The sequence below is a fragment of the Streptomyces sp. NPDC008001 genome (genome assembly GCF_042958085.1).
Classification (GTDB): domain Bacteria; phylum Actinomycetota; class Actinomycetes; order Streptomycetales; family Streptomycetaceae; genus Streptomyces.
Genome location: NZ_JBIBIZ010000003.1, coordinates 596,678 through 617,993 on the forward strand (window position 1 = coordinate 596,678; position 21,316 = coordinate 617,993).

The window sequence follows — 21,316 nt, forward strand, 5'->3', positions numbered from 1 at the left end:
CGCCCGGCACCTGAGCTGACCGGACACCGCAGGGCTCGGCGCGCCGACCGGAGTCCGGTCCGGCCGGCGCGTTCGGTCCGGGCTGTTCAGTGGCTGCTCGCCATGAGTTCGTCGAAGGCCGCGAAGACGTCCGGCGCGTGCACCGTGACGAGGTCTTCCCGGGTCAGCGGCTCGCCATTGCGCGTGGATGCCGAGAGACGCAGGTCGCGCTGGGCGGCGGCCTTCTGGCACAGGTTGCGGATGAACCGTCCGTTGCCGAGCGCGTCGATCCTGTCCGCTGCGGCGCCGAGGCTCTGCTCCAGCGCGCTCGCGCCCTCCGGGGACAGCACGTCGCCGTTGCCGTCCAGCAGCACGGTGGCGATCTGCCGCAGCTCCTCCGGCGCGTACGAGGGGAAGTCGACGTGCGTGGTGAAGCGCGAGGCCAGGCCGGGGTTGGCCGCCAGGAGGGTTTCCATCTCCCGCCGGTAGCCGGCCAGGATCACGACCAGGCGCTCGCGGTCGTCCTCGGCGCGCTTCAGGAGCACCTGCAGCGCCTCGTTGCCGAACGCGTCACCGCCGTTGTAACCGTCGTTGACCAGGGCGTACGCCTCATCGATGAAGAGCACGCCGTCCAGGGCGGAGTCGATGACCGCCGACGTCTTCAGCGCGGTGGACCCGAGGTGCTCGCCCACCAGGTCGACGCGCTGCGTCTCGACGACGTGACCGCGCTCCAGCAGGCCGAGCCCCGCGAAGACCTTGCCCACGATGCGCGCCACCGTGGTCTTCCCGGTGCCGGGCGGGCCGGCGAAGACGAAGTGCTGCGGCCGCGTACGGGTGGGGATGCCCTGTTCCGCGCGGAGCTTGGCCATCTCCAGCTGGGCGATCAGGGTGTGGACCTGGCGCTTGACCGACTCCAGGCCGATCATTCCGTCGAGCTCGGCACGCGCCTCGGCGAGCAGGTCCGCGCGCTCCTCCGCCGCCACGGCGGCCGAGCCGGACCCGGCCCGGACCACCTGGGCCCGCTCCGCCACGTCGTACAGCGCGGGGGAGTACCGGAAGGCGTACTGGTAGTGCTTGAGGGCCTCCTCCTGCGCCCCCAGGCCCTCGTGGGCCACGCCGGTCCAGTACGCCAGCTCGGCGTCCAAGGGGCTGCCGGCGTCGGTCTCCTCCGTGAGCCGGCCGAGGGTGTTGAGGGCCTCGTGCCACACCTTCTGCGCGATGAGCGCCTGCGCGACGTAGAGCTGTGCCTCGGCCCTGAGCAGCGGTTCGCCGATGCCGGTCGAGGCGGACAGCACCCAGTCCCAGTCCTCCGAGAGGTGGGCGAGCCGCGTGGCGACGAAGCGTATTTCGTCGCAGTCCAGCGCCGCACCCGCCAGCGACTGCCACGCCTCGTCGAGGGCGCCGGCGTCCAGACGAGCGCTCACGGTGGCCAGCCACAGTTCCTGGCCCGTCTCCAGGGCGAGGCTGACGAAGCGGCCGATGGGGAACTGGGACGCCAGGGATGTCCGGTGCTTGGCCCGCAGGGCCCCGAACTTCGCCGCGTGCCGGTCCATGGCGGCCAGGGCCTCCTCCTGGCGCTCGCCCGTCGCGTGCAGGCCGAGCCACGCATCGGCCGCGGTCGGGTCCTCGCGCACCGCGTCCGCGAAACGCGCCGCCGCCCGGGCGGTGTCGCCCTTCCCGAGCAGGCCGACGGCGTCCAGCCAGGCCCGCTCCGCGCGTCTCGCCGCCAGCCAGGACGTGGTTCCACCCGACACGGTTCTGCCCTCCTGGCCGCTTCCCGGCCCCGCCCCCTGCCCCGGAAGGGAAGCAGGGAGCAGGAAGCGGCCAGGAGCAGCCGATGTGATCATCTACGGAGGGCCGATGGTACTGCCCGGGGCGTACGCCCATGCCGCAGGTGGCCGGCCGGGGGAGTGGCTAACGGTGACCGGCTCGCCATTCGGAGGCGAGGATGCCCCAGATCTGCTTGTCGTGGCGGGCGCCGCCGTAGGGCCAGGCCTCGCGTCGCGTGCCTTCGAGCGTCATGCCGAGGCGCTTGGCCACGGCGGAGCTCCGGTCGTTGTCGGCGCGGCAGTGCCATTCGGCGCGGTGCAAACCCCGGTCGGTGAAGGCCCAGTCGAGCAGGGCCCGGCAGGCCTTGGTGACCAGGCCGTGGCCTTCGGCGGCCGGTTCGAGCCAGCAGCCGATCTCGCAGGAGCCCAAGGCGGTGGCGAAGTCGGTGAACATGACGCCGCCGACCAGGGTGTCTCCGAGCCAGATGCCGTAGAGGCGGGTGCCGTCCTGGGCCTGGCGTTCGGCGTAGCGGCGCAGGGTTTCCCGCGCTCCGCCGAGGTCGTCGGTGACGAAGGACCGGCCGACCCAGGGCCGGATGTGCTCGCGGGCCCGGTCCATGTGGGCGGCGAACTCCTCGGCATGCCACGTCTCGAGCGGTCGGAGGCGAGCGTCGTCCCGCAGCGGGAGGGAGAACATGATGACCCCATTCACACAACAAGCGTTATGGATATGTAGGGTAGCAGCATGCCACGTACCAAGGGTGATCACGAAGCCCGTCGCCGTGACGTATCGGAGGCGGTCTGGCGGGTGCTGGCCGCGCACGGCTTCGGCGGGCTGACGATGCGCGCCGTCGCCGCCGAACTCAGCGCCACCACCGGCCTGCTCACCCACTACTTCCCCGCCAAGCGCGACCTGGTCGCGCACGCCCTCGACCTGCTCGCGCAGCGGAGCGCCTCCCGCCCCCGGCGCGCGGCCGAGGGCGGCCTGGCCGCGGTGAGGGCCGCCCTGCTCGACATCCTGCCGCTGACGGCCGAGGCCACGGACAGCAACCGGATCTGGGTGTCCTCCTGGGACACCGCGCTCGCCGACCCCGCTGTGAGCAGCGACTACGCCCGCATGTACGGGCAGAGCCGCGACAAGCTGCGTGATCTGGTCGCCGCGGCGCAGGGGCTCGGCGAGCTGCCGGGCGGGGACCCGGCGCGTATCGCGGCCGGCGCCCAGGCCTTCGTGCTCGGGCTGGTGGTACAGGCCCTGTTCGATCCCGCGGGGTTCCCGCCCGCCCGGCAGATCGAGCTCCTCGACGACTATCTGGAGAGGCTGGCGTCCCCGCCCCTGCAACTGTGAGGGAGCTATGGGGGAGCTACGAGGGAAGAGAGCGGATCAGGACGAGGGATCCGGTCAGGAAGGGCTGCTCGCGCAGAGCACCGTGACGCTCGTCCCAGGCTCCCGATGCGAGGTCACGTCGCAGTGCCCGGACGTACTGCTCGCTCAGCGCGGCGTCCACGAAGCTCCACGCTGAACACGCCTGCCGGGCACCGGGATCCAGCAGCCGCTCCGGCCGTGCGTAGTAGGCCTCGTTGAAACCGTCCGTGCAGTCGGCCGGGATCGGTACCGGCCGGACGGTCACGGTGCCGCCCAGCGCGGCGGCGACGGCAGGGACGGGCGGGTAGCGCCGGGCTTCGGTGTCCAGGACCGCGGGCGCGTACTCGTGGAGCCAGAAGTCGCGCACCCGGTCGGGATCGCAGGTCAGGACCACCACCGGGCCGCGGGCCACGCGCCGCATCTCACGGAGACCGGCTTCGACGTCGCTCCACTGGTGAACGCTGAAGGTGGTCATGGCCGCATCGAAGCTGTCGTCGTCGAACGGCAGGTCCTCGGCGAGCCCGTCGACGGCTCGCGGCAGGTGCGCCGGCCGTTGCGCGCGCATCGACGCCGACGGCTCCACCGCCGTCACCTCCCACGCGGCCGACTCGTAGGAGCCTGCTCCTGCACCGACGTTCACCACGGTCTTCACGTCACCCAGGGCTTGGGCGACGGCATCCGCGATCCGCGGATCGGGCTGCCGGTAGCCGGAATAGCCCGCGCCGATCGCGCCGTAGTCCGTGTCCCCCGCACTGCCGTCTCTTTTCCGTATGCTCACGGCCGGAAGGTATCAGCGGCAGCAGGCGGAGGAACCCTTCTCCACCTCATCCGCCGTGGGCGTGGGAAGCGGTGAAGTAGTCCGCGTCCTTGGGGCGGTTGGTGTCGCGGGCGGCGGAACCGGGGGCCGGCTGCAAGTGGGGTATGAACTTGGAGCAGTGGATGTACGCCTCCTCGACCGTGAGATGGACCCACAACTCCGGGCTGCGCCCGGGCGCGGTGTCGATGGGCAGGGCGGGGTGGACGCTGCGCAGGTCCTCGTCGCGGTAGAGGTGGGCCGTGCCGTTGACGTGGAGCCCTACGCGATGGTGGGTGAAGTCGACGAAGAGCATGCCGAGATGGGGGTTCTCGAGCATGTTGCCGGCGCTGGCATGAACGCCGTTCCCGCGGAATTCGGGATAGGCGAGCGTGTAGTCGTCGATGACGTGGACGAATCCCGGGGGCCCGGCACGGAAGCTGGCGTCGCACTGCCCGCGGGAGTCGGCGGTGGACAGGAAGACCATGGCCTGGCGGCTGATGAAGTCCCGCATCTCGGGTGTGAGATGGGGACGCACCTGCTGGTCGTAGAACCGGGCGGCACGGTCGGCGGTGCCGAAGTGCTGCTGCAGCCGGTGTTCTCCTGCTGATCCGTATGGCGGTGGAGGCAAGGTCACGAGGGGTTCTCCGGGAATTCCTGGCAGGCGGGCAGGACGGTGGGTACGGCGGTACGGAGCTGTTCCGGCGCGGTGGCGCGGCGGTGCGGCGGTGCGGTGTGGTCAGGGAGTGGACAGCACCGGAGTGTCGAACGGGTCGTGATGGATCCGGTGGGGCGGGGTGCCGCTGAGGGTGAGCGTTTCCTTGGCGGCGACGACCATCTGCACGGGACCGCTGAGGAAGACGTCGTGCTCGTACCACGGCCCGTACTCGGCCAGGACGTCGGGCAGGGACCCCCGGATCCCGGGGATGTGCTCGTGGGAGACCGCTCCCCTGATGGTCAGCCAGTGGTGGCGCTGGGCCATGCGGAGCATGTCGTCGACTCCGTAGAGTTCGGCGCTGGTCCGGGCGCCGAGGAACAGCACGGCCTGGTGGTGGCCTCCTCGCCGTGCGACCTCTTCGACGAGGGCGCGGATCGGGGCGAGCCCGGTCCCGCCGGCGACGAAGAGCAGCTCTCTGTGGCCGGCCGCATCCAGGGTCATGTCGCCCATGGGAGGTCCCAGCCGGATCACATCGCCCACCGCCGCCCGGTGGACCAGTGCCTGGCTGACCGAGCCGCCGGGCACCGCACGGACGTGGAAGGTGAGGGTGCCGTCCTGGCGGGGTGCGTTGGCGGGGGAGTAGTAGCGCCACTGCTTGGGCCACCAGGGAGTCTCGACGCTCACGTACTGACCGGCGGCGTACGCGTAGGGCGTGTGGGGCCGTACGGTGATTTCGGCGATGCCGTGGCCGCGCGAGACGCGGTGCACCACGGTGGCGGGCCACACCGCGGGCCGCAGGGCCTCGTCCTCCTCGGCCGCGCTGATCATGACCTGGGCGACGGTGCCGTAGGCCTTCGTCCAGGCTGCGGCGATGTCGGGGGTCCATGCGGGGCCGGCGTAGCGGGCGAGAGTGGCGAGGAGGCATTCGCCCACGGCCGGGAAGTGGGCGGGGAGCGTGCCGAACTTGCGGTGGTCGCGGCCGAGGTGCCCGCAGAAGCGGACGAGGTTCCCGGGGTCGTCCGCCAGGTCCACGATGCGCAGCAGAGCGCGCAGGAGGCGGTCGCGCTGGGTGTCCATCTCCTGCGGGAACATGGCGCGGACTTCGGGGTAGCGGGCGAACAGCGTGGCGTAGAAGTAGACGGTGATCTCGCCTGCGAGGGGCTCGACCAGGGCGAGGGACGTCCTGATGAGGCCGATCTCGTGGTCGGAGAGTGGTGCTTCGGGGGTGTCCGCCTGCGGCTCTCGGCCGTATTCCGGGTATTCCGGTTCCGGGTGTCCGGGGTCGGGGTATCCCGGTTCCGGATATCCGGGGTCCGGGTGTCCGTATTCCGGGTATTCCGCGTACTCCGGGTGTTCCGGCTCTTCGCCGTATACGGCCCGGAGGGCGGATGCAGGGGCCTGCGCGGACTGCGGGGACGGGGGTGCGGGGGTGCCGCCGGGGCGGCCGATCCGGAATCTCAAGGGGTCAGCGCTCCCCGCCCGCAGTCCGGCACGGCCTTCCCCGGGCGCAGCATGAGGTGACATCGCCCGGGGCGTTCCGCCCTCGCGGCGCGCTGAGCGCGGGGCTTCCGCCGGGGCTCCCGGCGAACGGGGCGGCGGGGGAGTGGGAGGGGGCCGACATGAGTCCTCATAGGGGTGCAGAGCCGATTAACCGGACGCAGGTCTTCCGGATGTCCCACGATCCTGAGGGAGGGCCACGAAGCCGGTAAGGGCAATACCCGCTAGAACTCGTGGCCGGATCTTGTCGCATTGCCCCGACCCAACCCGGCCGGAGTGACGATTTAAGGCATATTCCGGCCCGCGGATGTGCGTGGAACAGGCCACGGAGCAGCCGGGCGCAGTTAAGCCGTAGCGGGCCGGAAGGCGCTTTCGCGGCATCACGGCGGAATGCGACGTTCTGGCACAGCGGCTACCCGAATGCGACACCGATCGATCGCCCGGCCGGCCGGCCGTTCGGCAGGCTATGGCGCCTCGCGCAGGTAGAGCGCCCCGCAGCTGTGGCAGACCGGGACGCGGGCGGTGCCCCAGTCGTCGGCCGGCCTGGCGGCCGAGGCGGGGTCGAGTTCACGGCCGCACATCGCCGCGAGGCCATCACCCGGGGCCGCATCCCGGGCCGCGTGGCCCAAGCCCCCGTGATCCCGGCCCCCGTGATCCCGGCCCGCGTGATCCGGGCCCGCATGATTTCGGACGACGTGCCAGATCTTGACCCCGGGGGCCGGGTCCCCCGGGCCGGAACCGTCCTCGTACTCGGCGCGCAGTTCGTGCTCCATCAGGCACCTCCGGTCACATGGTGCATGACGGCCGCCCATCTCGTGGCCCGGTTCGGCCATTGAGCGACCTGTTTTCCACCGTGGCCGGGCAGTTGAGATTTCTAGGTCGACTGACCTAGTCTCGCTCGCATGAACGACGCCTTACAGCTCGATGTGACAGGTCCGGTGCTTCTCGTCGGCGGATACGGCACCGTCGGCGGCGAACTGGCCCGGCTCGCCGCCCCTTCGTGGCCCCTGCTCCTCACCGGCCGCACCCCGGCCCGCGGCAGGGCACTGACCGAGGAACTGGGCGCGTCCGTGCGGCGCTGGGACCTCGGCGACCCGGAGCCCTTCTCGGCGCGCGTACGGGCCGTGGTGAGCACGGTGAACGACCCGGACGACCGGGTGCTGCGGGCCGCCCTCCGCGGCGGGGTGCCGTACGTGGACGTCACGCGGTGGACCGCGCGGCTGCAGCGGGCCGCCGCACTCGCGGCCGTGTCCCCGCCGAAGGCACCCGTGCTGTTGTCGTCCGGCTGGATGGGCGGGGTGAGCTCACTCGTCGCCGCGGCCCTGGCGGACGCGCTCGGCGGGGCGTCGGCGGTGGAGATCGCCGTACGGTACGACCTCAAGGACCGGGCGGGCGCCGACTCGGTGGCCTTCATGGACCGCCTGGGCCTGGACTACGAGGTGACCGAGGCGGGGCGGCGGCGGATGGTCATGCCGCTGAGCGGTGCCGGGTACGTCACCATCGGCGGGCACCGCACGAAGGTCGCCCGGATCGACACCCCCGAGCAGTTCACGTTGCCGCTGTCGCTGGGCGTCGACACGGCGGTCACACGGATCGGCTTCAGCGCGAACACCTCGACGACGGCCCTGCTGGCGCTCAAGAAGACCGGGTTCTTCCGGTGGGCGCGCGGGGACAGGTTCACCTCACTGCGGCGCTCGGTGCTGTACGCCCCGGGCGAGGGCGGCACTGCCCTGCTGCGGATCGACGTACGCGGGCGGGACGGCGCGAGCCGTACGGCGGTGGTGGCGGATCCGGCCGGCCAGGCGCACCTCACCGCGGTGGGCGGCCTGCTGGGCCTGCGCCGGGTCCTGGGCGAGGACGGTTCCACCGCGCCCGGCGGCGTGGTCTTCCCCGAGATGACACCGGCCCCGCAAGACGTGGTGGCCGCACTGGAAAAGGCGGGAGCCGAGGTGATGGTGGCATGACCGGGAAACAGCTGACGAAGCAGGGCGGCATCCGGCGTACGAGCCTCCTGGACGCGGCGGAAAGCGTACTGATCGCCCGGGGCAACGCGGACGCGTCCCTGCGGGCCGTCGCGGCCGAGGCGGGGATGCGGGTCGGCCACCTGCAGCACTACTTCCCGACCCGGGCCGAACTGATCAAGGCCGTACTGGAACGGGCACTGGACCGCTCGCTGGAGCGGCTGGCCGGCATGGCCGAGGCGGTACGGGCGGATCCCGGCGAGGCGGTGGCGGTGCTCCTGGCCGAGCAGGAGGACCCCCAGCTGGTCCGGCTGTTCGCCGAAGTGTGGGCACTGGCGGCCCGGGACGAGGACATCGCCACGGTCGTCCGGGAGTTCTACCGGAAGTACGTCGGCCATGTGGAGGCATTCGTACGGGAGGGCCGGCCGGAGTGGCCCGCGGAATCCTGCCGGTCCCGCGCCGAGGCGTTCGTGGCACTCGTCGAAGGGGCCGCCCTGATGCGGTCGGGTGTCGCCGGATTCCGCTCGGAGGCGACGGACGCACAGATCCTGGATGCCGCGGTGCGGTTGCTCCAGGGGTGAGGCAGCGCTTTCGGGGGCGGGACGGGGTGCGGAGTGCGGACGGTGGCCAGAATTTTCGGTGAGCGCTCTCTGAGCCGCGCCGACGCTGCGGCGCGCTCATGGCTGCCGAGCTTGCCGACGCCCATGAATAGATCTACGCGTAACTCCACGTGCAGATCCACCTTGATGTGCAGGGTGTCGTGGCCCCCGCGCCACGGCCACCGCCCATGCCCCTATGCCGACTCGGGAGGCTCGACGTCTGCCTGCTTCTGCTTGGACCGGGCCGTCCCCTCCTTCTGGCCCGCCACGCTGTAGGCGACCGACCGCGCCTGCTTGCTGCGTTGCACCTTGCCCCGGGCGACGAGTGCTTCGAGAGTGTTCCGGACCACGGTCGCCTGCACCGTACGCGCGGGATCAGCGGTGCTCACGCCGTGCGCGATCTCGGCAACGGACTGAGGCCCCTGCTGCCCGGCCAGGTATGCCAGGACGATCTCCCCCCACGTGGTGTCCCGCCGGCCTGCCTTCGTGCCGCGGCGAGGGGATCGCCCTCCCTCCGGCGACTGGGACGTGCGAGGCCGGGGCACCTTCGCCCCCGTGTTCCTGCCGGCCTCCGGCTCGGCAGCGGTCCCACCCGCCGAGGGCTGCGCCGTTGCGGCCAGTTGACCGGTGAGGGTGGCCTGTAGCTTCAGCAGTTGCTGATGGTCGGCTTCCAGTGTCTCCAGGCGCTCCTGCAGCGCCGAGATCTCCGCGCGGACCTGCTCCCGTTCCTGGGACACGCGCTCGATGTCCGCAGCGACCTGCGCTGTGTACTGGTCCGTAAGGGAAGTGGCTGTGTCTGCCATGAGGTTGTCCCGCTCCTGTTGCCGAGTGTGAGCCGCGATGTTACCCATGTCACCCCACCTGCGGCAGAGGTAGACGGACGAACTGTTCCGCACGGTGAGGTGTGAAGGGTGTGCCTTGGTACTCGCCTGACTCCTGCCCTCCACCCAGAGCTTGACGCAGTGAGACCGGCATCGTGTGCATGCGCGCGGTCGGTCGCGGATGCCGTTCGCCGTTCCTCAAGCGTCACATTCACCACATCGGCCGTTACGGGATCTCGCCCGAACGTGGGAAGCCTGCCGGAGTGGCCCCCCGTCGGGCCGAGCCCGCACTAGGGTTCGGGAGCCCCACAGGTTCGCGGCCTCGGGACGGGGCCGCCACGGGCGGGAGGTAAGCGCTGTGTCCAACTATCAGTACCGGTGTGCCGTGTGCGGCATCACCTGGGACGAGGTCACCAACATGCGACAAGCCGAGCAGGAACGCGACCGGCACCGCCGCGAGGCCCACAACGGTGGCGTCCCCGACGGTGACGGCATCCGGGCCCAGGACTCCGCACCCTGGCCCGGCCGAGGCGTGCTCCTCGCGGGGCTCCTGCTGATCGTCCTCGTGATCTACACCAGCCGGCACGGCCAATAGCTTCGCTCGCGGCGGACAGCGCCGCGCCGTCGTCCCGGCCGTGCCGGGGGACTGGCTGACAGGCCGTGCACGGAGACCCCGGGTGGTGGTTTCCCGGCCTGTAGCCGACCTGGCAGGAGGGACTGGTAGGGCGGGCGAGAACGGTAGACCCGCCGAACACCGGCAACCCGCCGGCGAGAAGGGCCCCGCCCACCGCCGGCTGGGCCGGGTGTACGAGGGCTGCACGGTGTTGACGCGCGGGCGCCCTTCGCCGCGCTCCCACGCAGGATTGCCGCCGGCGCCGGGCCCTGGCGCGCGTTCATAGACCTCGGCGACCGGCGGCCGAGCCACTCAAGCCCTCCGCAGTAGCCGCGAGGGGTCCCTGCAGGTCAGCTGGGGTTTCCCGGTCTCCTCCTCCATGGGAAACCAGGAAACTCCTCGACACGCACCGCCTCCCCGGGCTGAATGGTTGGCACACCGGCACCGAGGCGCAGCACCGCTTACGGCGCCGGTGCGACGCCGGCTCGGGCCCATGGGGGGCACGTCCGGGGCCCGGGCCACGGGGGAGTGGGCGCCGGGCCCCACGGGGGGAAACGGGCAGGCCCGAGCCGGCGGGGACCGAGTGACCAGGGCGCCCACATCGCGCCTTCGTCCAGCTTCGCCTGGTCACTGAACCCGAGCGTCGCGTAACGCCACTTGAACTTCTGACATCGAGCCGATCAGCGACCACGACCGGTACGTACGGCGAATCACGACGAGCGCGTCGTCACAGGGACGGCCCCGTGGCCGCGGCAAGGTTTCCACGCGGGCCCGGCACGAGCTCCGGTTCCTCCTCCAAAACCGCGCTCGGACCGGCCACCACCCGCGTCTGCTCGACGAGCAGGGATGCGAGCGCCTGGGCCAGTCGTGCGGCGGGCCCGCGGCGACGCCGGGAGAGCGCCAGGCCCAGGTGGCGGCGAGGGCTGGGCTCGGCCAGGGGGAGGGCGATCAGTTCCGGATGCCGGCTCAGGCCGATTTCGGGGATGAGTGCGATGCCGATGCCGGCGCGGACGAGCGACTGGGCGAAGTCGTAGTCCGTCGCCGTGCACGAGATCGTCAGCTCGACGCCGGCCAGATCGGCGTGGCGGGCGAGCTGGGCAGCGGATTTCCGGCAGCCCAGGATCCATCGCTCGTCGGCGAGTTCGGCCAGGTGCGGCGGCTCGGGCCGGGTCCGGTAGCGGGCCGCGGCCGGGTGGTGGCGCGGGAGCACGACGCGCAGGGGGTCCGGGCCGAGGGGCGTCCAGTCCAGCCCGGACCGGTCGCCGGGCCGGGCTGGTGGCGGGCCGTCGAGGTGGTAGGCGAGGGCGAGGTCGGCGCGTCCTTCGCGGACGGCGGGCAGGCTCTCTTCCGGCTCCGCCTCCATGATCGCCAGCTCGACTTCGGGATGGTCGGCCGCGAATCCGGCCAGGGCGGCGGGCAGCAGCCGTCGGCCCGCGCTGACGAAGGTGGCGATGGTGAGGGTGATCCGTTCGGCGGTCAGCCGCTCGATGCGCTGCTGGGTGTCGGTGAGTTCGGCGGCGATCGCGTCGGCGGCCTCCACCAGCAGGCGGCCGGCGTCCGTGAGGGTGACGCCCCGGGTGGAGCGCTCGACGGCAGGCGTGCCGAGGCTGCGTTCCAGTGCGGCGATCTGCTGCGAGACGGCCGAGGGTGTGCAGAACAGAGCCTGGGCCGCCTGGTTGAAGCTGCCGCAGCGGGCGACCTCGCGCAGCACGGCCAGCCGCTGGACGTCAATCAACAGTTCTCCTTAAAACGAGGCGCTGTCATCCATGCTACTGCTCTTGATCAACATCGGGCAGGCTGATCAGCGAGCTCGCAAAGAGAGCCGAGAACACAAAGTGAGCCGAGAACGCGTTGAGGGACGGACGGACCGGGAGGGCCGCGGAATGGACGTGTGTGTGATCGGGGGGAGCCGCTACTTCGGGCGGCTGCTGGTCGAGGAGTTGCGGGACGCGGGCGCGACGGTGACCGTCATCAACCGCGGATCGGCGCCGGTACCGCGGGGCGTGATCCACCTGCGCGCCGACCGCGACGACGAGGCCGCGCTGAACGCTGCGCTCGCCGGCCGGTCCTTCGACGTCGTGGTGGACCAGGTCTGCTACTCACCGCTCCAGGCGGCCATCGCCGCGCGGGCCTTCACCGGACGCACCCGGCGCTACGTCCTGACCTCCACGGTCGAGGTCTACGCCGAACTCGGCCGCCCTGGCGGAGCGGCCCTTCCGGAACAGGCCGTCGACCCGTCGGCCTGGCCGGTGGACCTGGGACTCGCCTGGGACGACCCGCAATTCCGCGCGGAACGCTACGGCGAGGGCAAGCGCCAGGCGGAGGCGTTGCTGACCCAGGAGGCGCCCTTCGACGTCGCCGTCGTCCGTACCGCGCACGTCCTGGGCGCCGGCGACTTCACCGGGCGGCTGGACCACTACATCGAGCGGATCGAGCAGGGCTTGCCGGTGGTGGTCCACCCTGCCCCGCAGCCCGCGTCCTTCGTCCACGCACCGGAGATCGCCCGGTTCCTGGCATGGGCCGCTGCGGCGGACTTCACGGGCCCCGTCAACGCGGCATCCCGCGGAACGCTCGGCGTGCGAGAGCTGTGCGCGGCGGTCGGCCGCGTGGTGGGCCTGGAGCCGAGGCTGGTCGCCGGGACGGGGGAGCCGGTTTCGCCGCTCTCCTTCGACCGCAGCTATGCAATGGACACCGGCCGGGTGGACCGCCTCGGTTTCCGGTTCGGTGCGGTCGCCGACTGGCTGCCGCTGGTTCTCAAGGAGGTCCGGGGATGAAGGACACGGTGAAGATGACGGAGAAGGCCACGGAGAAGGCGACGGCGAAAATGAAGACGAAGGGCAATCCGGCCGCGCACGCCGCCGCCCGTACCATCGGCGGCATCGAGGTGGGTTTCATCGGCCTCGGCGCGATGCCGCTCTCCGTCGAGGGCCGCCCGGACGAGGAGCAGGCGATCGCCACGATCCACGCCGCGCTCGACGCGGGCGTGCGGCTGATCGACACCGCCGACTGCTACCACTGGCACGCCGGCGAACTCGGCCACAACGAACGACTGATTGCCCGTGCACTGGCCGCCTACGGCAGCGGCTCGGACGAGGTGCTGGTGGCGACCAAGGGCGGTCGCGGCCGTCCAGGCGACGGGTCATGGACGGTCAACGGCGACCCGCGCCATCTCCGCCGCGCGGCGGAGGCCTCCGCGGCCCGGCTGGGAGTGGAGGCGATCGGCCTCTACCAGCTGCACAAGCCGGACCCGGCCGTCCCCTTCGCCGACTCGATCGGCGCCCTGCGGGACCTGGCCGACGCCGGCACGATCCGGATGGCCGGCCTCTCCAACGTGGACTGCGCACAGATCCGCACGGCCCGGGAGATCCTCGGCCCGCGCCTGGTCTCGGTGCAGAACCGCTTCTCCCCGGCACATCCGTCCACCCGGGACACCCTCGACCTCTGCACCGAGCTCGGCCTGGCCTTCCTGCCGTGGAGCCCGCTCGGCGGGATCTCGCTCAGCGCCGTCGACGATCCGGGAACCACCGAACCGGCACCGGACTCCTCCTTCCACACTCTCGCCCGCGCCCACGGCGTCAGCCCCCAGCAGGTCTGCCTGGCCTGGCACCTGGCGCAGTCACCGGCCGTCATCCCGATCCCGGGCGCCCGCCGCCCGTCCTCCATCCGCGACTCGGCGGCGGTGGCCGACCTCATGCTGTCGCCAACGGAGGTGGCGGGGCTGCGCCTGTAGGACGCAGACGGTGGGCGGGTGGCCGACGTAAGATCCCCCGACCGTGGACCCTGAGCCGGACCCCGCCCGGCAAGTCAGCGTGCGCGACCGAAGGCCGTCAGCCGACTCGTCGGGCCAGTACCTGACCCGGCCAGGAGCCGCTCAGGAAACTGTCGGTGGCGGTGAAGCCGTTGCGCTCGTAGAACGCGACCAGTTCGCCTCCGCCTCCCGCCCAGCAGTCGACCCGCAGCAGCTGCACGCCGGCCCGCCGGGTCTCCTCGGCGGCATGGGCCAGCATTGCGGCCCCGATGCCCTGCCGGGCGTACCGCCGGTCGGAGACCAGCAGCCGCACGTACCGCTCGGGCTCCGCGGCCGGTGCGATCGGCATCTGCGGGCTGGGCCCGGAGTCCAGCACCAGGGCTCCGACGGGTACTCCGTCCAGCTCCGCGATGTACGGGGCGTTCTCGGTGGTGTACCGCTCGACCCGCGCCGCCCCGCCGGGCTTCTGCGAATACGGTGTCGTGCCCCACTGCTCGGTGTTCCCGCGGGCGTTCATCCAGGCCACCGCGGAGTCGAGCATGTCCAGGATGGCCGGTACGTCGGCCGGGCTGCCGGGTCTGATCCGTATGCCGTGCGTCGCGTCGATCACGACGGAAGCCTATGCGCTGCCCGGCGGATCGCGAGCGGAGGCGTAGTGGCGAGGGCCGCCCTGGAGCGATGGGTGGTCATGTACACGCTTGCAGGCGATCGCGCTTCGGGTCGGGCGATGAGGCCACTGGGACGCATGTGCTGTCGGTGTTCGGGTACCCGGGTTGTCCCGCCGTGTCTGCGCGGCGGGACGAACGCCTACGACTGCGGAGGTGGCGGAGATGGCTCGGCATCAGCGCAAGGATGCACATCGTGAACCGTTTGAGCGGGCCCGTGACGACCAGGAGCCGGGGGCTCACTCCGGTCAGGAGAGCCAGGCGCGTGAGCGTTCCGTGCCGGGTACGGCGAGTGCCCGCGAGGGCTACGGGCCCCGGGGCGGCACGGCGCAGGACGAGGCCCTGGAAGGGGTGAGGGCGAGCGGTGACGCTACGGAGAAGGGCAAGAGGAAGGAGAAGGAGCGAACACGCGGTGAGGCGCACGGCAAGAGGACCCAGCCGTGACCGGCCGGCGCGGTGAGAAGCGCGCAGGCCGTGGCAAGGCCGTGCCCCGGGACATGCAGGATCAGCAGGCGAGCGCCACCCCGGCGCGCACTCCGGCCGGCCCGCCCGTCGACCGGGCTGCGCGCCGGGAGAACGGCGAGGGCAAACGCAAGCGCACCGATGCCAAGGGTGGCACTGGAGAGCTGCCGGAGCAGGAGCCTCCGGACTGAGCCCGAGGACCGCTCGGACCAGGGCCCGCGTGCGGGACGCGCCGGCCGGGCGCAAGCTGGTGGGCCGGGCGCGGCTCACCCTAGCCGTAAACCGGTGCGTGCGACCGCAAACCGGTGCGTGCGACCGCCGAGGCGCAGGGACTGAGGTGAGACCCGGTGGGAAGAGGTGATCTCCGTGCCCGACCGACTGCACGGGCCCCCGGCAGACCCCGCCGAGCCCGGAGCCGGAATCCAGGACAAACAGCTGGAAGAGCTGATCTCGTCGGCGCACACCGCCATGCCGGTGGAGCTCTCCGCACTGGTGGACCGATGCGCCGCCGTCCTGGGCATGGACACGGCGCTGATCTACCTTGTCGACCTGCAGCAAAGACTGCTCGTCCCGCTCGTCGAGCAGTATCCCGAGGTCCCGGTGGACGGGACTTCGGCCGGCTGGGCGTACCGCACGGTATCGCTGCGGGTAGCCAACGAGGACGACGGCGTGGTCGTCTGGGTACCGCTCGTCGACGGTGCGGAACGACTGGGAGTGCTCGCCGTACGGTCGGCGACGCTCGACGGCCCGCGGTTGCGCCGGAGCCGGATGCTGGCGGACCTGCTCGCAATGGCGATCACCTCCAAACGGACCTACAGCGACTGGCTGGTCGCCCGGACGCGCAGGGCACCCATGCACCTGCACGCCGAAATGATGCGGGCCTTCCTCCCGCCGCGCACCATCGGCAACAGCGAGTGCGTCTCGACCGCGGTACTGGAACCGGCCTACGAACTCGGTGGTGACGCGTTCGACCATTCGGTGGTCAAGAACATCCTCCACACCGCGATTTTCGACTCCATGGGCCACAATCTCGCCTCGGGACTGACCACCTCGGTCGCCCTCGCCGGCGCACGCAACGCCCGCCGCAGCGGTGCCGACCTGCCCGATCTGGTCGGCACCATCGACCAGACACTCGCTCAGTGGCTCCCGGATCAGTTCTGCACAGGTGTCCTGTGTGAACTCGACGTGGAAACGGGGGCTTTGCGGTGGATCAACTGCGGCCACCCGCCACCGCTGCTGATCCGCGACGAGCGCGTCATCGATCACGCCCTGGCCAATCCTCCGCAGCCGCCGATGGGGCTGCCCTTCCAGCTCGCACCGATCAGCCGGGACGTGCACGAAACGGTGCTCGAACCCGGGGACCGCATCCTCCTCTACACCGACGGTGTCACGGAAGCGCGCAGCGAAGGCGGAACGGAGTTCGGACTCGACCGGTTCACCGACTTCATCATCCGCTCCACGGCCGCCGGTCAGCGCCCGGCAGAGGTGCTACGGCTGCTCATTCACGCGATTCTCGACCACCAGCGCAACGACCTGCGGGACGATGCGACGATCCTCCTCTTCGAATGGCGGCCGCAGCAGCGCTGAAGCCGCAGCAGCGCTGAAGGGGGTGCCTGGGGTTATGTCTGGGGCGCACCGCCCGCCGGCTGCCCTGCCTGCCGCAGCGCCGTTCCCCGTAGCTCGCGTGACAGGTCGATGAGTTCACCGGCGAAGAGAGCGACGGCACGGTCCCGGAACTCTTCGGGTGTCACTTGCACCGGGACGTCCTCGCCCGTCCGGCCCGCGATGACGCCCGACGGTGATTCCGCCTTGGCCTCGTCCTCCTCGTCGGTGCTGTCGAGGGAGAGCGCGATCGCGCCGGCGACCGAGGACCGGGCCGACTTGGCCACGCTCAGGTCGTCCAGGGCGAAACCCATGTAGGCGGCGATCAGCGTGCCGGACTCGTCGACGACACGGATCGCTTTCGGTATTCCGTTGCCCCCGCGTGCGGTGATCGTAGCGGTGCCGGACTCCTCAACGGTCAGGGAGAGCGACGCCCGAGAAGTCGGCGATCCGCCGAACTCGTGGTCCGGCTCCTGCCCGGCGAGGCGACGTTCCGCCTCCCGGCTGCCTTCGGCCGCCCCTTCGGCCCTCCTCCGGTCGGCTTCCGCGCTGTCGCCCTCGCGGCTTCCGTGAGCCTGCTTCTCCACAGCCATGGCGATCCCTCCCTGCTCACTCCCCGGCATACCGCACCGCTGCCGGGCCCCGCCTTTCGCCTACCCAGGCCCCGGGCGGCGATGCGGGCCGTGGCCGCCCGGTGTCAGGGTTCGCGGCCGCCAGCTCGCCCGGATCATCAGCAGATGCTGATCCTTGACGACGATCCCGGTGGCAGCGTTCCTGATCCGGCCATTGGAGTCGGGCACGATCGGCTTTCCCCTCGTCGGCCCTGTAAGAGTCCGTACGGTCCTGGAACCGCCTGTCGACGATAGCGAGTTGATCGCATGGCATTGCCCGGAACCGGCTCTCCGGCTGCGGCCGGCTCCGACAGGCGCCGGTGGGCGTCTGCCGGGGCATGTGCCACCACATGCCGCAGGCTACGGGGCGGTTCGCGGGCCACCCCGTAGCCCGTACATCAGGTGGCCGTTACTTCGGGACGGACCAGAGCTGACGCTTGTAGGTGTTGGCCGAGTGCAGCTCGATCTTGGTGCCGTTGGCGGTGCTGCCGCCGGTCACGTCGAGGACCTTGCCCGACGCGACGTGCACGATCTGCCCCTTCGCATTGACCGACCAGCGCTGCGAGGCACCGCCGTTGCAGTCGAAGAGCTCGATCTTGTTGCCGTCGGTGCTCGCGTTGCGCGCGTTGTCCAGGCACTTGCCCAGCGCGCGGAACGTGCCGTCGTTCCCCAGGATCCACGACTGCGCCACCGAGCTGTTGCAGGCGTAGAGCTGGATCTGCGTGCCGTTGACCGCCTTCCCGCCCTTGACGTCGAGGCACTTGCCGCCGAGGCCGGTCACCTTGCCCTGGGGCGGGACGGCCACGCCGGCACCGGCGGCGAGGTAGCGCAGGCCCTGCACGTCGAACTGCTGGATGTAGTCGCCCGCGCGCCCGTCCTCGTAGCCGTGGTTCGCGGTGCACATCACCGGCTTCTCGCCGGAGTCCTTGCCGACGGCGCAGTCGCCGCGCTTCGCGCTGCGGTCCGCGTGCGTCAGGCCCATGGTGTGGCCGAGCTCATGACTGATGTGGTTGCGCATGAACGTCTCGCCCCAGGAGGGCGCGGGCTTGCCGTCCGCGGTGAAGAACTCGCTGTCGATGTAGGCGTGTCCGCTGGTCACCGTGCTCGGAACCGACGAGGAGATGAGCCCGCAGCTCAGGTTGGGGGTGCCCGAGCCGTCGTGCACGATCTTCCAGCCGGTCTGGCCGTTGTCCGCCGGCGGCACGCACGGGCGCTTGAGCACACCGATGACGATCACGCCCTTGGGGCGTGAGTAGTCCCAGCCCACGGGGGTGGTGTCGACGGTGATGGGCAGGTTGGTGATGCGCTTGAGGTCGGTGGCGGACGCCTTCACGTAGCGGCCCAGCCAGTCCACGGACTTCTGGTCGTAGAACTTGATCGTGTAGCCGCTCGCCAGCGACTTGGTGACGCCGTTGGCCAGTTTCCACCCCTCCCCCTGGGGTGCCGCGGCCACGGCCGCCCTCGTGTGCACGGGTGCCGCGCTCAGCGACATCACACCGTTCTTGAAGACGGTCCCGTCGGTCGCGGAGACGCCGGAGTCCGCCTGGTCCGCGGGTTCGTTCGCCGGCTCGTTCGCCGGATCGGTGCTCGCCGGTGCCGCGGCGGCGTCCGTCGTGGTGCCCTCGGTGCCGAATGCGCCGGGCGAGAGCTGAGCCGTCACCGCGATCGCCGCCACGACACCCGCGGCGGCAGCGGCTATTCGGCGCTTGCCGGTAAGTCGCACGTTCTGATCAGCCTTTCCCCGTTGTGTCACTGTCCGCCCCGGGCATTGACCGTTCCGGCCGCCCGGGGCGGTGTGATCTTAGGCCGTCGGTCCGACAACCGATCACGCTGGTGCGCACGCGGCCGCAGGGGCGACTGAGACCGTCCGGTTTCCCGGGGAACGGGGGTTCAGGTCGCCCGACCGTCCCCTACCTGGTCGACGTGGGGGATGAGTCCTGAGTTGTGCTGCCAGAGGGCTTTGAGTACAGCCGGCCCTGAAGGTTCTTCGCTGCACGGGCAGACGAGGGCGTGCGGTATCCGGCAGTGGCTTCCTGCCGGGAGTGTGGCGGCTCCGAGGTTGGTGGCTGTGCCGTCCGGGTGGGTGATCCAGCGGTGACCGGCGGGCCCAGCGTGGGCGGGCGGCTCGTAGCGGGGCTCGAGGAGGACGTACCGGCCGGGTGCGATTCCGGGCTGAGGGCGTATGCCGCAGAACCCGGAACTGAGCCGACTGCCGCCCGCGCAGCTGCCCGCACACGTATGAGGCCCCGGGAAGCTACGTGCCGTCGGCTGCGAGCGGGAGACGTCACGCGCCGCTATGGTCGGTGGTATGACGTTGTCGGTACAGGAGCGGGAGCAGTTTCTGGCGGAACCTCATATCGGCGCGCTGTCGGTCGTCGAACGGCCGGACCGCGCGCCGCTGACGGTTCCCATCTGGTACCAGTACACGCCGGGCGGCGAGCTGTGGGTGCGTACCGGGCCCGATTCCCGGAAGGCGCGAGCGATTCGCTCTGCGGGGCGTTTCAGCCTCATGGTGCAGCGGGTCGAGCCGACGGTGCGCTACGTGTCGGTCGAGGGGCCGGTGACCAGGACGGCACCGGACAGCCGTGAGCAGGCCTGGGAGATGGCCGCCCGGTACCTGCCGCAGGACAAGGTCGCCGGCTTCGTGGAATACGACCGGACCCGGCTCGGTGAGCACCTCGTCATCTGCATGCAGCCGGAACACTGGGTGTCCGCCGACCTGGGTGCCTTCTGACGCGATGGCGCGCCGCCGCTGTCCCGGCGCGCATCAGCCCCGCCGGACAGCCCCCTCTTCGTCGGCCTGGCTGCTTGCCGTTGCTGACGGCACGGGCTGCGGCGGTTCGGTACGCCGCAGCGCGCGGACTCCGGGGGACGACAGGGCAGCGACCGTGGCGAGGACGACGACGCCCGCGCACCCGGCCAGAGCCGTGCCGGAACCGACAGCTTGGGCTATGGGTCCGGCGGCGAGCAGGCCGATCGGAGCGAAGGCCAGGGAACCGAACAAGTCGTACGAACTGACGCGGGACAGCATCTGTTCGGGTATCTCCCGTTGCAGCGTGCTGGCCCACAGAACGTTGAAGACGTCACCGGCCACACCCGCACAGAACATGGCGGCGGCGATCAGCCATACCGGTGCCGAGACGCTCAGGAACACCATCGGCAGGGCCACGGGGAACGTGGCGAGGACGGCGACCAGGACCGGTCGGCCGACGCGGACCCGTACGGCCAGGCCGGCTCCGGCGATGGCGCCCAGTGCCTGGGCTGCGACGATGACCGACCAGGAGCGAGCCCCGCCCAGATGCTGCTGGGCTGCCAGTGGTCCCAGGACTCCCACGGTCGCGTTGAAGACGGCGACCACAGCCGTGCACTGAACCACCACCACCCACAGCCACTGGCGCGATGCGAACTCCCGCCAGCCCTGACGCAGGTCTGCCCCCACGGAGGACGCCTTGGTCGGCCGTGCAGGCAGCCGCAGGCGGCCGGTCAGTGCAGCGCTGACGACGAACGACAGTGCGTTCAGAGCCAAGGCCCAGCCCGCTCCGACCCACGCGACGACCAGCCCCGAAAGCGCCAGTCCCAGACACAAGCAGGTGTTGGTGCTCATCCGCAGTAACCCGTTGGCCTGCTGCAAGCGTTCAGTGGGCACCACGAGCGGCACAACACCGTCCAACGCCGGCGCGAACAGAGCGGTCGCCACGCCCGCTATCACCGCCAGCGCGCACATCCCGGGCAACGGCGCATGCCCGGACAAGGTCATCGCGGCCAGCCCCGCGTAGGCCACTGCTCCCGCACCATCGGCGATGACCATGAGGCGAGACCGTGACATCCGGTCTGCGATCACACCCCCGGCAAGAATGAACGCCAGTTGGGGCACCGCCTGGCAAGCCAGCACGAGTGAAAGCCGTCCGGGGCCGGCGCCGGGCAGGGCCAGCACGGCGAAGGCCAAAGCCACCCGGGCGAACCCATTGCCCAGGACCGAGATGGTCCGAGCAGAAACGAGCAGGACAAACCGCCGGTCGCGCCACAGCGCCGACTTTCCCGAAGTGATCGTCACGGTCACGCACTCTAAGAGATCACCTCAGCCCTCCCGGCCTCACTGCCCCCAGCACATGGGCCCTGTGATGGGGACTGCTGCGCCCGTAACGAGCGTTCCGGGCTCTGTGGGTGGCGGCCTG

Annotated in this window: 21 protein-coding genes and 1 pseudogene; 9 read left to right on the forward strand and 13 right to left on the reverse strand. The window is 71.1% G+C overall.

All coding sequences use genetic code 11. The features are described from left to right. Positions 1-86 precede the first annotated feature (86 nt). Both ACFZCD_RS11040 and ACFZCD_RS11045 read right to left on the reverse strand, forming a co-directional pair. On the reverse strand, positions 87-1,733 hold the full coding sequence (locus ACFZCD_RS11040) for an AAA family ATPase (RefSeq protein WP_391829514.1): 1,647 nt from the start codon (positions 1,731-1,733) through the stop codon (positions 87-89). Between the two features lie 160 nt (positions 1,734-1,893). Continuing rightward, positions 1,894-2,445, reverse strand: coding sequence for a GNAT family N-acetyltransferase (locus ACFZCD_RS11045; RefSeq protein ID WP_391829627.1), 552 nt, complete (start codon positions 2,443-2,445; stop codon positions 1,894-1,896). Between the two features lie 48 nt (positions 2,446-2,493). Between ACFZCD_RS11045 and ACFZCD_RS11050 the strand changes: the two genes are divergently transcribed. Next, positions 2,494-3,093, forward strand: coding sequence for a TetR/AcrR family transcriptional regulator (locus tag ACFZCD_RS11050; protein ID WP_391829515.1), 600 nt, complete (start codon positions 2,494-2,496; stop codon positions 3,091-3,093). Between the two features lie 16 nt (positions 3,094-3,109). Here the strand turns inward: ACFZCD_RS11050 and ACFZCD_RS11055 are convergent, their stop codons facing one another. The 3 genes from ACFZCD_RS11055 to ACFZCD_RS11065 all read right to left on the reverse strand — a co-directional run bounded on the left by ACFZCD_RS11055 (position 3,110) and on the right by ACFZCD_RS11065 (position 6,023). Beyond that, on the reverse strand, positions 3,110-3,889 hold the full coding sequence (locus tag ACFZCD_RS11055) for a class I SAM-dependent methyltransferase (protein ID WP_391829516.1): 780 nt from the start codon (positions 3,887-3,889) through the stop codon (positions 3,110-3,112). A 46-nt stretch (positions 3,890-3,935) separates the two neighbouring features. Continuing rightward, positions 3,936-4,541: a pyridoxamine 5'-phosphate oxidase family protein gene (locus ACFZCD_RS11060; RefSeq protein ID WP_391829517.1), complete on the reverse strand. Its 606-nt coding sequence runs from the start codon at positions 4,539-4,541 to the stop codon at positions 3,936-3,938. Positions 4,542-4,643: 102 nt separating this feature from the next. Continuing rightward, complete coding sequence (locus ACFZCD_RS11065; RefSeq protein WP_391829518.1) at positions 4,644-6,023, reverse strand: globin domain-containing protein; 1,380 nt, start codon at positions 6,021-6,023, stop codon at positions 4,644-4,646. Positions 6,024-6,961: 938 nt separating this feature from the next. Here ACFZCD_RS11065 and ACFZCD_RS11070 point away from each other — a divergent pair. Continuing rightward, complete coding sequence (locus ACFZCD_RS11070) at positions 6,962-8,023, forward strand: saccharopine dehydrogenase (protein WP_391829519.1); 1,062 nt, start codon at positions 6,962-6,964, stop codon at positions 8,021-8,023. Then, complete coding sequence (locus tag ACFZCD_RS11075; protein ID WP_391829520.1) at positions 8,020-8,601, forward strand: TetR/AcrR family transcriptional regulator; 582 nt, start codon at positions 8,020-8,022, stop codon at positions 8,599-8,601. The genes ACFZCD_RS11070 and ACFZCD_RS11075 overlap by 4 nt, the downstream gene beginning before the upstream one ends. Positions 8,602-8,813: 212 nt before the next feature. Here the strand turns inward: ACFZCD_RS11075 and ACFZCD_RS11080 are convergent, their stop codons facing one another. Continuing rightward, positions 8,814-9,422: a hypothetical protein gene (locus tag ACFZCD_RS11080; RefSeq protein WP_391829521.1), complete on the reverse strand. Its 609-nt coding sequence runs from the start codon at positions 9,420-9,422 to the stop codon at positions 8,814-8,816. 376 nt (positions 9,423-9,798) lie between these two features. On the opposite strand from ACFZCD_RS11080, the gene ACFZCD_RS11085 reads away from it, so the two are divergent. After that, positions 9,799-10,035 carry a hypothetical protein gene (locus tag ACFZCD_RS11085; protein WP_391829522.1) on the forward strand — a complete coding sequence of 79 codons (237 nt, stop codon included), beginning with the start codon at positions 9,799-9,801 and terminating at the stop codon, positions 10,033-10,035. A gap of 479 nt (positions 10,036-10,514) precedes the next feature. Here ACFZCD_RS11085 and ACFZCD_RS11090 read toward each other — a convergent pair. Together ACFZCD_RS11090 and ACFZCD_RS11095 are read right to left on the reverse strand one after the other, a co-directional pair. Next, positions 10,515-10,721, reverse strand: a pseudogene (locus ACFZCD_RS11090) (hypothetical protein); the annotation flags it as partial. Positions 10,722-10,780: 59 nt separating this feature from the next. Further along, complete coding sequence (locus tag ACFZCD_RS11095; protein ID WP_391829523.1) at positions 10,781-11,788, reverse strand: LysR family transcriptional regulator; 1,008 nt, start codon at positions 11,786-11,788, stop codon at positions 10,781-10,783. A gap of 148 nt (positions 11,789-11,936) precedes the next feature. Between ACFZCD_RS11095 and ACFZCD_RS11100 the strand changes: the two genes are divergently transcribed. Together ACFZCD_RS11100 and ACFZCD_RS11105 are read left to right on the forward strand one after the other, a co-directional pair. Next, a complete protein-coding gene (locus ACFZCD_RS11100) occupies positions 11,937-12,827 on the forward strand; it encodes an NAD-dependent epimerase/dehydratase family protein (RefSeq protein ID WP_391829524.1) in 891 nt (296 codons plus the stop codon). A 50-nt stretch (positions 12,828-12,877) separates the two neighbouring features. Then, positions 12,878-13,783, forward strand: coding sequence for an aldo/keto reductase (locus tag ACFZCD_RS11105; protein ID WP_391829628.1), 906 nt, complete (start codon positions 12,878-12,880; stop codon positions 13,781-13,783). A gap of 97 nt (positions 13,784-13,880) precedes the next feature. On the opposite strand, the gene ACFZCD_RS11110 is transcribed toward ACFZCD_RS11105, so the two are convergent. Next, entirely contained in the window at positions 13,881-14,411 is a 531-nt protein-coding gene (locus ACFZCD_RS11110; RefSeq protein WP_391829525.1) for a GNAT family N-acetyltransferase, read from the reverse strand. A 495-nt stretch (positions 14,412-14,906) separates the two neighbouring features. Between ACFZCD_RS11110 and ACFZCD_RS11115 the strand changes: the two genes are divergently transcribed. Both ACFZCD_RS11115 and ACFZCD_RS11120 read left to right on the forward strand, forming a co-directional pair. Then, positions 14,907-15,119, forward strand: coding sequence for a hypothetical protein (locus ACFZCD_RS11115; protein WP_391829526.1), 213 nt, complete (start codon positions 14,907-14,909; stop codon positions 15,117-15,119). 166 nt (positions 15,120-15,285) lie between these two features. After that, positions 15,286-16,515, forward strand: coding sequence for a PP2C family protein-serine/threonine phosphatase (locus ACFZCD_RS11120; protein ID WP_391829527.1), 1,230 nt, complete (start codon positions 15,286-15,288; stop codon positions 16,513-16,515). A gap of 32 nt (positions 16,516-16,547) precedes the next feature. Here the strand turns inward: ACFZCD_RS11120 and ACFZCD_RS11125 are convergent, their stop codons facing one another. The 3 genes from ACFZCD_RS11125 to ACFZCD_RS11135 form a co-directional block, all read right to left on the reverse strand. Then, positions 16,548-17,123 (reverse strand): hypothetical protein, encoded by a 576-nt coding sequence (locus tag ACFZCD_RS11125; protein WP_391829528.1) that lies wholly within the window; start codon positions 17,121-17,123, stop codon positions 16,548-16,550. A 427-nt stretch (positions 17,124-17,550) separates the two neighbouring features. After that, positions 17,551-18,864 (reverse strand): ricin-type beta-trefoil lectin domain protein, encoded by a 1,314-nt coding sequence (locus ACFZCD_RS11130; RefSeq protein WP_391829529.1) that lies wholly within the window; start codon positions 18,862-18,864, stop codon positions 17,551-17,553. A gap of 167 nt (positions 18,865-19,031) precedes the next feature. Continuing rightward, positions 19,032-19,451, reverse strand: a complete 420-nt coding sequence (locus tag ACFZCD_RS11135) for a DUF6083 domain-containing protein (RefSeq protein WP_391829629.1) — start codon at positions 19,449-19,451, stop codon at positions 19,032-19,034. Between ACFZCD_RS11135 and ACFZCD_RS11140 the strand changes: the two genes are divergently transcribed. After that, positions 19,450-19,875 (forward strand): pyridoxamine 5'-phosphate oxidase family protein, encoded by a 426-nt coding sequence (locus ACFZCD_RS11140; RefSeq protein WP_391829530.1) that lies wholly within the window; start codon positions 19,450-19,452, stop codon positions 19,873-19,875. The two genes, ACFZCD_RS11135 and ACFZCD_RS11140, sit on opposite strands and share 2 nt — an antisense overlap. A gap of 33 nt (positions 19,876-19,908) precedes the next feature. Here ACFZCD_RS11140 and ACFZCD_RS11145 read toward each other — a convergent pair whose 3' ends face one another. Next, complete coding sequence (locus ACFZCD_RS11145) at positions 19,909-21,201, reverse strand: MFS transporter (RefSeq protein ID WP_391829531.1); 1,293 nt, start codon at positions 21,199-21,201, stop codon at positions 19,909-19,911. Positions 21,202-21,316 lie beyond the last annotated feature (115 nt).